Raw genomic sequence first — 12,808 nt, forward strand, 5'->3', positions numbered from 1 at the left:
GGGCGAGTCTATGATCGAAGTCAAACGTGGCCTGGATCTCCCCATCGCCGGGGCGCCGGAGCAGCGTATCGAGGATGCGCAGCCCGTTCGTCGCGTAGCGATCCTGGGTGTTGACTACGTCGGCATGAAGCCGACGATGGAAGTCCGTGAAGGGGACAAGGTGAAGCAGGGGCAACTCCTGTTCACTGACAAGAAGACCCCGGGCGTCCGTTACACCGCGCCTGCTGCCGGTACTGTGGTCGAGATCAATCGTGGCGAGAAGCGCAAGCTTCTGTCCGTGGTCATCGAGATCGACGCGCAGGGCGAAGCTGTGGAATTCACTGCACATGGCGATGCCGCCATTGCAGGTCTCGAACGTCAGGTCGTGGTCGACCAGCTGGTCGAGTCCGGCCTGTGGACGGCGCTGCGTACCCGCCCGTTCTCGCGTGTGCCGGCGCTGGATGCCAAGCCGGCAGCCATCTTCGTCACCGCCATCGATACCCATCCGCTGTCCGCGGATCCGGCCGTGGTGCTCAAGGGCCAGGAAGCCGCTTTCCGTCAGGGGCTTGTCGCACTGACGCGTCTGACCGAAGGCAAGGTGTTCCTGTGTCAGGCGCCGGGTGCTGATATCCCGGGTGGCGACGTCTCCGGTGTGGTCAGCGAGTCCTTCAAGGGCCCGCACCCGGCGGGTCTGCCGGGCACGCACATCCATCACCTCGCACCGGTCAGCCTGCAGCGTCAGGTCTGGCATGTCGGTTATCAGGATGTGGTCGCCATCGGTACGCTGCTGGCGGAAGGTCGCCTGGACACCACGCGTGTCATCGCCGTTGGTGGCCCGCGTGCCACCAAGCCGCGTCTGCTGCGCACCCGTCTGGGCGCCAGCACCGAAGAGCTGCTCAAGGGCGAAGTCGAGCAGCCGGAAGACACGCGTGTCATCTCCGGTTCGGTGTTCTCCGGCCTGACCTGTGAAGGGGCGCTGCGTTTCGTCAGCCGCTACCACAATCAGGTGAGCCTGCTCGAGGAAGGCAACAAGCGTGCCTTCATGGGCTGGCTGTCGATGGGCGCCAAGCGTCACTCGGTGCTGGGTATCTACCTGTCGAAGCTGACCGGTCTGACCGACTACCGCCCGAACACCTCCACCAACGGCTCCGAGCGTGCCATGGTGCCGGTGGGCGCGTACGAGGCGGTCATGCCGCTGGACATTCTGCCGACGCAGCTGCTGCGTTCGCTGATCGTGGGTGATATCGAGACCGGCATGCAGCTTGGCTGCCTGGAGCTTGATGAAGAGGACCTCGCGCTGTGCACCTACGTGTGCCCGGGCAAGTACGAGTACGGTCCCATCCTGCGTGACAACCTCACCACGATCGAGAAAGAGGTCTGATGATGGGCATTCGACAGACTCTGGATAACCTGGAGCCGCACTTCCACAAAGGTGGCAAGTACGAGAAGTTCTACGCGCTCTACGAAGCCGTGGACACCATTTTCTATGCGCCGGCGAGCGTCACGCGCAGCACCACCCACGTGCGTGATGGCATCGACCTGAAGCGCATCATGATCACGGTCTGGATGTGTACCTTCCCGGCCATGTTCTTTGGCATGTACAACGCCGGTCTGCAGGCCAACGAGGCCATCGCTGGCGGTTACAGCGCACTGGGCGGCTGGCGTGAAGCCATCGTCATGCTGCTGGCGGGTAGCCACGATGCCGGCAGCGTGTGGGCCAACTTCATTCTGGGGGCCACCTACTTCCTGCCTATCTATCTGGTGACCTTCGCGGTCGGCGGGTTCTGGGAAGTGCTGTTCGCGATGCGTCGCGGCCACGAGGTCAACGAAGGCTTCTTCGTCACTTCGGTGCTGTTCGCCCTGACACTGCCGGCGACCATTCCGCTGTGGCAGGTCGCGCTCGGTATCACCTTCGGTGTGGTGATCGGCAAGGAAGTCTTCGGCGGTACCGGCAAGAACTTCCTCAACCCGGCACTCTCCGGCCGTGCCTTCCTGTACTTCGCCTACCCGGCCAGCATTTCCGGCGACGCGGTATGGGTGCCGGCAGACGGCTTCACCGGTGCGACCGCGCTCTCCACTGCCGCGCAGGACGGCATGGGTGCCCTGATGCAGCAGATGAGCTGGACCGACGCCTTCCTCGGCTTCATTCCGGGTTCGGTGGGTGAGGTCTCCACACTGGCGATCTTCCTCGGTGCCGCAGTGCTGCTGTGGACGCGTATCGCCTCGTGGCGAATCATGCTGGGCGTCCTGCTGGGCATGATCGCGACCTCGGCGCTGTTCAATGCCATCGGCAGCGACACCAATGCCATGTTCGAGATGCCGTGGTACTGGCACATGGTCATCGGCGGCTTCGCCTTCGGCATGGTCTTCATGGCCACCGATCCGGTCTCCGCGTCCATGACCAACAAGGGCAAGCTGGTATTCGGTGCACTGATCGGCGTGATGACCGTGCTGATCCGTGTCGCCAACCCGGCCTTCCCGGAGGGCATCATGCTGGCGATCCTGTTCGCCAACCTGTTCGCTCCGCTGATCGACCACTTCGTCGTGCAGGCCAACATCAAGCGCCGCGTCAAGCGCGAGACTGCCGGCATCGCGAACGAGGAGACCGTCTGACATGGCCAGCAACAACTCCATCAAGAAAACCCTCGGCGTCGCGCTCGGGCTATGCATCGTCTGCTCGGTGGTGGTTTCCACCGCAGCGGTCGTGCTGCGTCCGATGCAGATGACCAATGCCGAGCTGGACCGCAAGAGCAACATCCTCGCGGTCGCCGAGCTGCTGCAGCCGGGTGAGGACATCGGTCAGCAGTTCCGTGACAAGGTCACCGCCAAGGTGGTGGACCTGGATTCCGGTGAATACGTCGACGACATCGACCCGGAGAAGTACGACCAGGCCAAGATGTCCAAGGACCCGGCCACCTCACGCACCCTGTCTGGCGACGAAGACCTGCCGGGCATCAAGCGTCGTGAGCAGTACTCCGTGGTCTATCTGGTCGGCGATGTCGAGCAGCCGGACGAGATCATCGTCCCGGTGCGCGGCAACGGCCTGTGGTCAATGATGTACGGCTACCTGGCACTGAAGGGTGACGGCAACACCGTGGTCGGTCTCTCCTTCTACCAGCAGGGCGAAACTCCGGGGCTTGGCGGCGAAGTCGACAACCCGAAGTGGAAGGCCCAGTGGGATGGCAAGAAGATCTATCCCGAAGGCAGCATGGACCCGGAAGTGCACCTGAAGAAGGGCGGCGTGAATCCGTCTTCTCCGGATGCCAAGTACCAGGTCGATGCGCTGTCAGGGGCTACCCTGACCAGCAACGGCGTGACCAACCTGTTGCAGTTCTGGATGGGTGAGAATGGCTTCGCCAAGTACCTGACCCAGTTCCGTGACGTCAAAGGAGCGTAATGATGGCAGCCGAAACTCCTAAAGGTGTCCTGACGACGCCGATCTTCAAGAACAACCCCATCGCGCTGCAGATCCTCGGTATCTGCTCCGCGCTGGCGGTGACCAACTCGATGAACACCGCCCTGATCATGGGTATCGCGGTGTGCCTGGTGACAGCGTTCTCCAGCATGTTCATCTCGTTGATCCGCAATCACATCCCGTCGTCCATCCGCATCATCGTGCAGATGACGATCATTGCCTCGCTGGTCATCGTGGTCGACCAGTCGCTGAAGGCCTTCGCCTTCGAGACGTCCAAGCAGCTGTCGGTCTTCGTCGGTCTGATCATCACCAACTGCATCGTGATGGGTCGCGCTGAAGCCTACGCCATGCAGAATGGCCCGACGATGAGCTTCATCGACGGTATCGGCAACGGTCTCGGTTACACCGTGATCCTGCTGGTGGTCGGCTTCGTGCGTGAGCTGTTCGGTTCCGGCTCCCTGTTCGGCGTGACCATCCTGCAGACCGTCAACGACGGTGGCTGGTACATCCCGAACGGCCTGATGCTGCTGCCGCCGTCCGCGTTCTTCGTCATCGGTCTGTTCATCTGGGTGCTGCGCAGCATCTACCCGGAGCAGGTCGAGAAGGCGGAGTACAAGATTACCGCCAACACCAAGATCAAGGAGGCTGTGTAACATGTTCGAACACTATCTGAGCCTGTTCATCAAGGCCGTGTTCGTCGAGAACATGGCACTGGCCTTCTTCCTGGGCATGTGTACCTTCCTGGCGGTGTCCAAGAAGATCCAGTCCGCGATCGGTCTGGGCGTGGCCGTCATCGTCGTGCTGGCGGTGACCGTCCCGGTCAACAACCTGATCCTGAACTACCTGCTGCGTGAAGGCGCACTGACCTGGACGGGTCTGGAAGGTGCGGAAAGCATCGACCTGTCCTTCCTGGGGTATCTGTCCTACATCGGCGTCATCGCGGCGATCGTCCAGATCCTCGAGATGTTCCTCGACAAGTTCGTGCCGGCGCTCTACAACGCGCTGGGCGTGTTCCTGCCGCTGATCACGGTCAACTGCGCCATCCTCGGTGCGGCCCTGTTCATGGTGCAGCGTGACTACACCTTCGGTGAGTCCGTCATCTATGGCGTGGGTGCCGGCTTCGGTTGGGCACTGGCCATCGCTGCACTGGCCGGTATCCGCGAGAAGCTCAAGTACTCTGACGTGCCGGCTGGCCTGCAGGGTCTGGGCATCACCTTCATCACCGTTGGCCTGATGTCGCTGGGCTTCATGTCCTTCTCCGGCGTCCAGCTGTAACGCAACCGAGCATAAGGAAATCGAAATGGTAGATACCTCCATCATCGTGCTCGGCGTCGTCATGTTCACCGTGGTCGTTATCGGCCTGGTGCTCGTGATTCTCGCGGCACGCAGCAAGCTGGTCTCGAGTGGTGACGTCCAGATCGAGATCAACAACGACCCCGCCAACACCCTGACGACCCAGGCCGGCGGCAAGCTGCTGCAGACCCTGGCCGCCAACGGCATCTTCCTGTCCTCCGCCTGTGGTGGCGGTGGCTCCTGTGCCCAGTGCAAGTGCCGGATCTCGGAAGGCGGCGGTTCCATCCTGCCGACCGAAGAATCCCACTTCACCATGGGTGAGAAGAAGGAAGGCTGGCGCCTGTCGTGCCAGGTCCCGGTCAAGCAGGACATGAAGATCGAAGTGCCGGAAGAGATCTTCGGCGTGAAGAAGTGGGAAACCACCGTCACCGCCAACCCGAACGTCGCGACCTTCATCAAGGAGCTGAACCTGCAGCTGCCGGAAGGCGAGGAAGTCAACTTCCGCGCCGGTGGTTACGTGCAGCTGGAAGCGCCGGCCTACGACATCAAGTTCTCCGACTTCGACATCGAAGAAGAGTATCGTGGTGACTGGGAGAAGTTCGGTCTGTTCAACGTTCAGCACAAGAACGAAGAGCCGGTCATCCGCGCTTACTCCATGGCGAACTATCCGGAAGAGTACGGCATCCTGAAGTTCAACATCCGTATCGCCACTCCGCCGCCGAATTCCCAGCATCCGCCGGGTCTGATGTCCACCTACGTCTTCTCGCTGAAGCCGGGTGACAAGGTGACCGTGATGGGGCCGTTCGGTGAGTTCTTCGCCAAGGACACCGACGCCGAGATGGTCTTCATCGGTGGTGGTGCCGGCATGGCGCCGATGCGCAGCCATATCTTCGATCAGCTCAAGCGTCTGAATTCCAAGCGCAAGATGTCGTTCTGGTACGGTGCACGCTCCATGCGTGAGTCGTTCTACAACGAGGAATACGACAAGCTGGCCGAAGAGAACGAGAACTTCGAATGGCACCTGGCGCTGTCCGATCCGCAGCCTGAGGACAACTGGGAAGGCCCGACGGGCTTCATCCACAATGTCCTGTACGAAAACTACCTCAAGGACCATCCGGCGCCTGAGGATTGCGAGTACTACATGTGCGGGCCGCCCATGATGAACGCCGCCGTCGTCAAGATGCTCACCGACATGGGTGTAGAGCCGGAGAACATCCTGCTCGATGACTTCGGTGGTTGATCGATGATGTCACGCGTCGCAAGACGACTGGCAGGGCCGGCCCTCATGGGGCTGGCCCTGCTGGTTGCAGGCTGTGAAAATTCCAGCAACCCTGAGTTGCATCGCTTCGCCGGCCCCATCTTCGGCACCGGGTTCCATGTCACGGTAGCTGCGGACCTGGATGCCGATGAGGTGGCGTCGCTCAAGCAGGCGAGCCTCGAGGCGCTCGACAAGGTCGACTGGCAGATGTCGACCTACAAGGACGCCTCGGAGCTCTCGAAGCTCAATCAGGCGCCGCTGGATACGCCGATCACGCTGTCGGATGGCCTGGCACAGGTGCTGGCCGAGTCGCAGGATATCGGCAAGCGCTCCGACGGGGCCTTCGATATCACCGTCGGCCCGGCCGTCAATCTGTGGGGCTTCGGTCCGGATGAGCGTCTCGACAAGGCGCCGAGCGATGAACAGATCGCGCGGGCGCTCGAGAAGGTCGATCATCTGGCGCTGGAGCTCGATGGCAATACGGTGATCAAGCGCAAGCCGGTGTATGCCGACCTGTCGGGGATCGCCAAGGGTTATGGGGTAGACCGAGTCGCCGATGTGCTCGAGGCCAATGGCATCGAGAACTATCTGGTCGAAGTCGGTGGCGAGATCCGCGTCAAGGGTGAGAAGCCCGGCCACAAGCCGTGGCGTATCGCCATCGAAGCGCCGAAGTCCTTCGAGCGCTCGGTGCAGCGGATCATCGATCCCGGCAATGCCGCGGTTGCCACCTCCGGTGATTACCGCAACTATTTCGAGCAGGACGGCGTACGTTACTCGCACACGATCGATCCACGTACCGGTCGACCGATCCAGCACAGTCTGGCCTCGGTCACCGTGATCACGCCGGATTGCGCGAGTGCGGACGCCTGGGCCACGGCACTCAACGTGCTGGGCGCCGAGAAGGCAATGACGATCGCAGATCGCGAGAACATTGCCGCCTATTTCATTGTCAAAACGGATGATGGCTTTAAACAGTCCTGGAGTCCGGCATTTGCGCCCTACCTGAAGGACGCGCCGGCGACAGGTGACACGAAGCCCGCAGATGAAGCCGGCGCCTGAGCTCGGTCTACCGAGAGCCGGTCTATCGAGAGCCGGTCTGCCGAGAGGCAGCCGGCCGGGCCTTTTCATCTGCCATCTGTCGAGACACGCCTCCGACAGGGTCGGGCACTCGGATTGCATGGCATCTTCTGGATGCTGTCCTGAATGATCCACAGGATCGACAGGGTGCAAGCTACGCTGGAGCCGACCCGCGCGAGAGGTTCACAATGGGGCCATGCCCCGGGAGGAATGACATGACGATCTGGTTACTGGTGTTCGCCGCGATGTTGCTGCTGATTGGCGTGATGGCCGTCGGTGTCCTGATGGGCCGCAAGCCGATCGCCGGCTCCTGCGGTGGTCTCAACAACCTCGGGCTCAAGGATGGCTGTGACATCTGTGGCGGCAAGGACGAGGAGTGCGAGAAGGAGCAGGATCGCCAGCGTCTGATGGCAGAGAGTGGCGGCAAGCCGGCCAGCGATCTGGCCTACGACGCCGCACGTCGCTGATTTCTGCTCTGATGGCTCAGAGCCCGCCGGCCGCAAGGCCTGCTACCGGCCCTGACATGGCAGTGTCACCGCGAGGTGAGACCGTACGTGTCAGGGCCGGTCTACGAACAATCAAGGAGCAAAGCGAGTCTCATGGCAGTCTATAACTACGATGTCGTCGTGATCGGTACCGGTCCGGCAGGGGAAAGCGCGGCAGTCAACGCGGCCAAGCATGGCAAGCGTGTCGCCGTGATCGAGGCTCAGTCTTCCGTGGGCGGCAACTGCACCCACAAGGGCACCATCCCTTCCAAGGCGCTGCGCCACGCGGTCAAGCAGATCATCGAGTTCAACACCAATCGCATGTTCCGCGATATCGGCGAGCCGCGCTGGTTCTCCTTCCCCAAGGTGCTGGAGCGTTCACGCCGCACCATCGAGCAGCAGGTCGAGATGCGTACGCGCTTCTACGCCCGCAATCGCATCGATGTGTTCTTCGGTACCGCGCGCTTCAAGGACGAGCACACCGTCGTGGTACGCGATGCCCATGAAGGGGTCGAGGAGCTGCACGCGGAGAAGGTCGTGATCGCCACCGGCTCGCGTCCCTACCGCCCGGCGGACGTCAACTTCCGCCACCCGCGCATCTACTGCTCCGATACCATCCTGGGGCTGTCACACACGCCGCGCACGCTGATCATCTACGGCGCCGGTGTCATCGGCTCCGAGTATGCCTCGATCTTCTCCGGCCTTGGCGTCAAGGTCGACCTGATCGATACGCGTGATCGTCTGCTCTCCTTCCTGGATAACGAGATTTCCGACGCGCTGTCCTATCACCTGCGCAACAACGGCGTGCTGGTGCGTCACAACGAGGAATACGATCGCATCGAGGGCGATGAGTCCGGTGTGGTCGTGCACCTCAAATCCGGCAAGAAGCTGCGCGCAGACGCCTTCCTGTGGGCCAACGGCCGCACCGGCAACACCGACAGCCTTGGTCTCGAGAATGTCGGGCTGCAGGCTAACGGCCGCGGTCAGTTGACCGTCGATGATCAGTACCGCACCGAGCTGGACCACGTCTATGCGGTGGGCGATGTGATCGGCTGGCCGAGCCTGGCATCCGCCGCCTATGATCAGGGCCGCTTCGCGTCGGCCAACCTGCTGGGAGAAGAGTTCAAGTTCGTCAATGAGGTGCCGACCGGTATCTACACCATCCCCGAGATCAGCTCGGTGGGGCGTGGCGAGTCCGAACTGACCGAGGCGCGCATCCCCTACGAAGTGGGGCAGGCGTTCTTCAAGGACACCGCCCGTGCCCAGATCACCGGCGATACCGTCGGCATGCTCAAGATCCTGTTCCATCGCGATACGCTGGAAATTCTCGGCATCCACTGCTTCGGTGACCAGGCGTCCGAGATCGTGCACATCGGTCAGGCCATCATGCAGCAGAAGGGTGAGGCGAATACGCTCAAGTACTTCGTCAACACCACCTTCAACTACCCGACCATGGCGGAAGCCTACCGGGTCGCGGCCATGAATGGACTCAACCGTCTGTTCTGAGCGGCGCGGGCCTCGCGCCCGCTGACTTGAAGGCACACCACAAGGCCCCGACATCATTGATGTCGGGGCCTTGTGGTTGTCGGGCTCCCAACTGGGAAACCTTGTTGATGAGCCTTGAGGAAATGACGCATGCAGGATGATTCACAGCAACACGACACTCGCCAGTCGGGCGCGCAGTCACGCGAGCCACTGCAGGATGATCCGACCTCGGACCTCACGCTGCGGCTTGGCCATGAGGAGCTGATCATCCATCGCCGTTATGAGCTGGCCAGCATCATCAATGAGCTGGTGCTGGGCCTGCTGTTCACGATCGGCAGCGTGTGCTTCTTCTGGGAAGAGTGGATGACGCTGGGAATCTGGCTGTTCGTGATCGGCTCGCTGCAGCTGACGCTCAAGCCGGTGATTCGCCTGGCGCGCCGCATGCACCTCAAGCGGATGCCCGAATCGGCGCTGGACCTCTAGCAGGCGTCTTCACGGCCTGGCTGTCTCACCGGCTCTCCGGCTCTCCGGCTCTAGGGATCAGCGATAGCGATGCACGCGCAGACTCCTGAGGAAGGGGGTGTCCTCGATGCGCACGTCGCCGCGGCGGGCGCGTGTGCGCTCGGTGGGCGGCGTCGGGCTTGGCTGGTTGAGAGCGGGCAGGCGCAGGTCATCATGCGGCAGGAACAGCGGCAGAGAGACATTCAGCGCGCGGCGCGTGCGTAGCTCGCCGTCTTCGCGCATCACCGGCTCACGGTAGAACAGGTTGGCGCGCATCAGCGGCGCCTGGGGCTGGATGCGGGCCAGAATCTCATCCGATGGCAAGCCAGCGAGCAGCTTGAGCTGCAGGCGTACGTGCTCGGCCTCGGTATCCAGCTTCATCAGCAAGGCTTCACACTCCGCCACGCTGACGCGCTGGATCGAGCGCCCAGAGCTGTACCAGGCGAAGCGCACTCGCGCCACCGGCGCTTCCGCCACCGGCACCCGCCGCCAGCACTGCTTGAGATGCAGCCGCGCCAGTCCATCGCCCCTCAGGTGCTGATTCAGTCCCGGATGGCGGAAGGGCAGAATCGCCTTCAGCTCGGCCAGTTGGTCGGGATACTTCTCGCGCAGCTCGGCGAAGAGCTCCGCCAGCTGCTCCTTGGCGGCGTTGAGCGCCGCGACGCGCTCGATCACCGTCGGGCCTGCGGCGACCACGCCCAGATAGGGGCGGGTGACTCGACCGTCCTGGCCATCCTGATACCACACGTCCTGCAACGCCTGGCTGAGCCATTCGCTATCGGCACTGACGCCATCCAGTCGCCAGAGTGGTGAATTCTCTTCTCTGACCGCGGTGATGACCTGATCGGCGGCACTGATCTGCGTATCGAAGGCCGCTTCTATTCTGGCCATCAACTGGTATTCGGGCATGCTCTGCGTCCTGATTGCAGCAAGGGAGACGTGATTTTTTATCGCGTTATCTTGTTTAGCCTAGCGTGACTGGGATGGCAAGTCAGACCATGGCGGCATGCGCGGGCAGAAGAAGGGCTCCGAGAGACTGAATCACCCGGAATGGAGTGACGGGAGAGGCCGGCTGCGGCTGCGCCGACAGACCGAAACAGAAGAGGGCGCCACGCTGGGCGCCCTCCTGTCTCTACGGGGGTCTATGTGATCTCGATAGGGTGCTGTTGTCAGGCCGGCACCTGCAAAGCCCGATGGGCTCAGCGGTCGCGGTAGCGCTCGGTGAGATCACCATAGGCATCGATGCGACGATCGCGCAGGTAAGGCCAGATGCGGCGCACATCTTCGCCGCGCGCCAGGTCCACCTCGACCAGCAGCTCTTCGGGCTCGGTGCCGCCATGCGCCAGCAGCTCGCCTTGTGGGCCGCAGATGAAGCTGCCGCCCCAGAACTGGATGCCTTCGCTGGCAGGCGTCGGGTCCGCTTCATGGCCGACCCGGTTGGCGACGATCACCGGCACGCCATTGGCGACGCCGTGGCTGCGCTGGATCAGGGTCCAGGCATCCTTCTGGCGCGTCTGCTCGGCTTCATCGTCGCGCGGGTCCCAGCCGATGGCGGTGGGGTAGAGCAGCATCTCGGCACCGGCCAGCGCCATCAGGCGTGCGCCTTCGGGGTACCACTGGTCCCAGCAGACCTGCACGCCCAGACGGCCGACCGAGGTGTCGATGGGCTCGAAGCCACGGCGCGGGGACTGTGCGCTGGGTGCATCGCCCGGCGTGAAGTAGAACTTCTCGTAGAAGCCGGGATCATCCGGGATGTGCATCTTGCGGAAGGTGCCGACCAGGCCAGCGGCCTTGTCGAGCACCACGGCGGTGTTGTGATACACGCCCGCCGCGCGGCGCTCGAAGATGGAGCCGACGATCACCAGGCCGAGTTCGGCGGCCAGGCCGGCCAGACGCTGGGTGGTCGGGCCTTCGAGGGGTTCGGCGAGATCGAAGATCTCGGTGTCTTCGGTCTGGCAGAAGTAGTGGCTGGCATGCAGCTCCTGCAGCATCACCAGCTCAGCGCCATCGGCGGCAAGGCGACGAATGGCGGCTTCGCTGGCCGCCAGGCTTGTGTCCTTGTCGGGCCAGCCCTGTTGCTGGACGACACCGACCTTGAGTGTACGGCGGGAAGCAGTCATCACAGTGCTCCTTGAGAGGTGTTCGAGGTGGCCAGCGTGCCCTTGGGCAGTTGCATGGTCATGCAGTGCAGGCTGCCATGCTGGCGAATCACGGCGCGGCAATCGACCGGAATGATGTCACGCTTGGGGAAGGCGCTGGCGAGGGCCTTGAGGGCGATCATGTCGTGACGATCGGCGTAGGTCGGCACCAGCACGGCCCCGTTGATGATCAGGAAGTTGGCGTAGGTCGCCGGCAGACGATGGCTGTCGTCCGGATCGAAGCAGGCATCCGGCCACGGCAGCGGCACCAGGAAGTAGGGGTCGCCATTGGCATCGCGCAGGGCTTCAAGCTCGGCTTCCATCGCCTTGAGCGCCGGGTAATGCGGGTCGTCGCGATCATCGCAGCGGACATAGGCGATGGTGCGCGGGTCGCAGAAGCGCGCCAGGGTGTCGACATGGCTGTCGGTGTCATCGCCTTCCAGATGACCATTGGCGAGCCACAGCACGCGTTTGACCCCGAAATCGGCCTTGAGTTGCGCCTCGACCTGGGCGCGGCTCAGGCCGGCATTGCGGTTGTCGTTGAGCAGGCAGGCCTCGGTGGTCAGCAGGGTGCCCTGGCCGTCGCTCTCGATGCCGCCGCCTTCCAGGATGAAGTCGCGGCTTTCCACCGGGCTTGCGTAGGCCCCCTGCGCGGCGAGGGCGCGGGTCAGGGCGTTGTCGCGGGCGGCCTCGAACTTGCCGCCCCAGCCGGTGAAGGTGTAGTCGAGCAGCACCGGCTGGCCATCACGTTCGATGGTGATGGGGCCATGGTCGCGCGTCCAGGTGTCATCCAGCGGCGCCACGAAAAGATGCAGGCGCTCGGCGGGCACGCCGAAACCGGCGAAGCGCGCGGCAAGGCGCTCGCGGGTGGCGTCATCGCTGACGCTGATCAGCACGTGCTGATAGCGGCTGATGGCGATCACCATGGCCTCGCAGGTGGCTTCGATGCTCTCGAGCATCTCGCTCCAGTCACTGTGCGGGCTGGGCCAGCTGAGCTGGATGGCGTCCTGCGGGTGCCATTCGGCGAGCAGACGGGTGGCCATGGGCATCTCCCTGATGAAGAGGTAACGATAAAGGCGCAAGCCGCAATGCCGCGGACTCGGCGCGCGATGATAGCAGAGCCATGAGCCGACGCTAGCCCTGTGGTGTCTGACTTACACATGTCTTGCCATGCTGG

At 62.9% G+C, this 12,808-nt stretch carries 13 protein-coding genes; 10 read left to right on the plus strand and 3 right to left on the minus strand.

Translation table 11 applies throughout. The annotated features are described in order from the left end of the window. Positions 1-10: 10 nt before the first annotated feature. The 10 genes from QD280_RS00050 to QD280_RS00095 all read left to right on the plus strand — a co-directional run bounded on the left by QD280_RS00050 (position 11) and on the right by QD280_RS00095 (position 9,475). Positions 11-1,360 (plus strand): Na(+)-translocating NADH-quinone reductase subunit A, encoded by a 1,350-nt coding sequence (locus QD280_RS00050; protein WP_054555019.1) that lies wholly within the window; start codon positions 11-13, stop codon positions 1,358-1,360. Next, positions 1,360-2,592, plus strand: a complete 1,233-nt coding sequence (locus QD280_RS00055; protein WP_043331920.1) for an NADH:ubiquinone reductase (Na(+)-transporting) subunit B — start codon at positions 1,360-1,362, stop codon at positions 2,590-2,592. The genes QD280_RS00050 and QD280_RS00055 overlap by 1 nt, the downstream gene beginning before the upstream one ends. 1 nt (position 2,593) lies before the next feature. Continuing rightward, complete coding sequence (locus QD280_RS00060; protein ID WP_043331918.1) at positions 2,594-3,376, plus strand: Na(+)-translocating NADH-quinone reductase subunit C; 783 nt, start codon at positions 2,594-2,596, stop codon at positions 3,374-3,376. Between the two features lie 2 nt (positions 3,377-3,378). After that, positions 3,379-4,047, plus strand: coding sequence for an NADH:ubiquinone reductase (Na(+)-transporting) subunit D (locus QD280_RS00065; RefSeq protein WP_043331917.1), 669 nt, complete (start codon positions 3,379-3,381; stop codon positions 4,045-4,047). 1 nt (position 4,048) lies between these two features. Beyond that, a complete protein-coding gene (nqrE, locus tag QD280_RS00070) occupies positions 4,049-4,669 on the plus strand; it encodes an NADH:ubiquinone reductase (Na(+)-transporting) subunit E (RefSeq protein ID WP_043331916.1) in 621 nt (206 codons plus the stop codon). Positions 4,670-4,694: 25 nt separating this feature from the next. Continuing rightward, positions 4,695-5,927, plus strand: coding sequence for an NADH:ubiquinone reductase (Na(+)-transporting) subunit F (gene nqrF / locus QD280_RS00075; RefSeq protein ID WP_043331915.1), 1,233 nt, complete (start codon positions 4,695-4,697; stop codon positions 5,925-5,927). Between the two features lie 3 nt (positions 5,928-5,930). Next, positions 5,931-7,004 (plus strand): FAD:protein FMN transferase, encoded by a 1,074-nt coding sequence (locus QD280_RS00080; protein ID WP_244994850.1) that lies wholly within the window; start codon positions 5,931-5,933, stop codon positions 7,002-7,004. Between the two features lie 233 nt (positions 7,005-7,237). Beyond that, on the plus strand, positions 7,238-7,489 hold the full coding sequence (gene nqrM / locus QD280_RS00085; protein ID WP_043331913.1) for a (Na+)-NQR maturation NqrM: 252 nt from the start codon (positions 7,238-7,240) through the stop codon (positions 7,487-7,489). A 132-nt stretch (positions 7,490-7,621) separates the two neighbouring features. After that, positions 7,622-9,013, plus strand: a complete 1,392-nt coding sequence (gene sthA, locus QD280_RS00090; RefSeq protein WP_043331912.1) for a Si-specific NAD(P)(+) transhydrogenase — start codon at positions 7,622-7,624, stop codon at positions 9,011-9,013. A gap of 129 nt (positions 9,014-9,142) precedes the next feature. Continuing rightward, entirely contained in the window at positions 9,143-9,475 is a 333-nt protein-coding gene (locus QD280_RS00095) for a YrhK family protein (protein WP_279837913.1), read from the plus strand. Between the two features lie 57 nt (positions 9,476-9,532). Here QD280_RS00095 and QD280_RS00100 read toward each other — a convergent pair whose 3' ends face one another. From QD280_RS00100 to QD280_RS00110, 3 genes are all read right to left on the minus strand, one after another. Continuing rightward, entirely contained in the window at positions 9,533-10,402 is an 870-nt protein-coding gene (locus QD280_RS00100) for a DNA replication terminus site-binding protein (protein ID WP_279837915.1), read from the minus strand. 290 nt (positions 10,403-10,692) lie between these two features. Next, positions 10,693-11,613 carry a carbon-nitrogen hydrolase gene (locus QD280_RS00105; RefSeq protein ID WP_054555016.1) on the minus strand — a complete coding sequence of 307 codons (921 nt, stop codon included), beginning with the start codon at positions 11,611-11,613 and terminating at the stop codon, positions 10,693-10,695. Next, entirely contained in the window at positions 11,613-12,674 is a 1,062-nt protein-coding gene (locus QD280_RS00110; RefSeq protein WP_107335343.1) for an agmatine deiminase family protein, read from the minus strand. The genes QD280_RS00105 and QD280_RS00110 overlap by 1 nt, the downstream gene beginning before the upstream one ends. Between the last annotated feature and the right edge of the window lie 134 nt (positions 12,675-12,808).

This window comes from Cobetia sp. 1AS1 (assembly GCF_029846435.1).
Classification (GTDB): Bacteria; Pseudomonadota; Gammaproteobacteria; order Pseudomonadales; family Halomonadaceae; genus Cobetia; species Cobetia amphilecti.